We start from the raw sequence: 1,360 nt of genomic DNA on the forward strand, positions 1-1,360 counted from the left end.
ACCTTGGCGTTCGGCTTGTCCTTCAGCCGTTCGCCGATGTAGTGCCCGGCGTTGAGGCCCATGCCGTAGTTGTCGCCGCCGACCCAGCAGCGGTACGCCTGCGGGGAGGCGAAGATGCGGTCCAGGTTGACGACGGGGATGCCCGCCTTCATCGCTTCCAGTCCGACCTGGGTGAGCGCCTTGCCGTCGGCGGGGAGGATGACGAGGACGTCGACCTTCTTGTTGATGAGGGTCTTGACCTGGCCGATCTGGGCGGCGGTGTCGTTGGAGCCCTCGGTGATCTCCAGGGTGACGTCGGAATACGTCTCCGCCCGGGACTTGGCGTTCACGTTGATCGCGTTCAGCCAGCCGTGGTCGGCCTGCGGTCCGGCGAACCCGATGGTGACGGCCTTGCCGGGCTTGTCGTCGGCGGGGGCGCTGTTGCCGGCGGGCTCGGTCTTCTTGGGCTCGTTGCTGGTACAGGCGGTGAGGAGCGCGCCCGCGGAGACTGCGGCGGTTCCGAACAGCAGTCCTCTGCGGCTGGTTTCTGGCATGACGGTCTGACCCTTCATCCGGTGGGTGCGTACGAGGTGCGGGTGCGGGGGGTTCGTATCGGTGCCGGGGGTGTCCGGTCGGTCGGGGCCGCTCAGGTCTCCCGGCCGCGCATGGTGCGGCCCTGGACGAGGACGGCGGCGACGATGATGGCGCCCTTGGCGATCTGCTGGACGTCGCTCTGGAGGTTGTTGAGCGCGAAGATGTTGGTGATCGTGGTGAAGATCAGGACGCCGAGGACGGAGCCGACGATGGTGCCCCGGCCGCCGCTGAGCAGGGTTCCGCCGATGATCGCGGCGGCGATGGCGTCGAGCTCGTACAGGTTGCCGTTGGTGTTCTGACCGGAGCCGGCCAGCACGATCAGCATGAAGGCGGCGATGCCGCAGCAGAGCCCGGACAGCAGGTAGAGGTAGAGGCGCTGGCGGCGGACGTCGATCCCGGCGAGCCGGGCCGCCTCCGCGTTGCCGCCGACGGCGACCGTTCGGCGGCCGAAGGTGGTCCGGTTGAGGATGAGCCAGCCGATGATCGTGACCACCGCGAACATGATGACCAGGGGCGGGATCCCGAGGATGTAGGAGTCGGGCAGGCCGAGGTCGAGGACCGAGTCGACGGTGACGATCTGGGTCTTGCCGTCGGTGATCTGGAGGGCGAGTCCGCGGGCCGACGCGAGCATCGCCAGCGTCGCGATGAACGGGACCATGTTGCCGTAGGCGATGAGGACGCCGTTCACGAGTCCCGCGACGAGGCCGACGAGCACCGCGGTGAACGCGATGCCCGCGAAGCCGTACTCCTGCGTGGCCAGGGTCGTCGCCCACACCGAGGCCAGGGC

General features: G+C 68.5%; 2 protein-coding genes. Both read right to left on the reverse strand.

What is annotated here, in order from left to right:
• A partial coding sequence (locus tag ACZ7HQ_RS45515; RefSeq protein WP_471003533.1) for a substrate-binding domain-containing protein occupies positions 1 to 533 on the reverse strand: 533 nt, incomplete at its 3' end.
• A gap of 92 nt (positions 534 to 625) precedes the next feature.
• On the reverse strand, positions 626 to 1,360 hold a 735-nt coding region (locus ACZ7HQ_RS45520), incomplete at its 5' end, for an ABC transporter permease (protein ID WP_471003536.1).

The sequence above is a fragment of the Streptomyces sp. NPDC037290 genome (assembly GCF_055603245.1).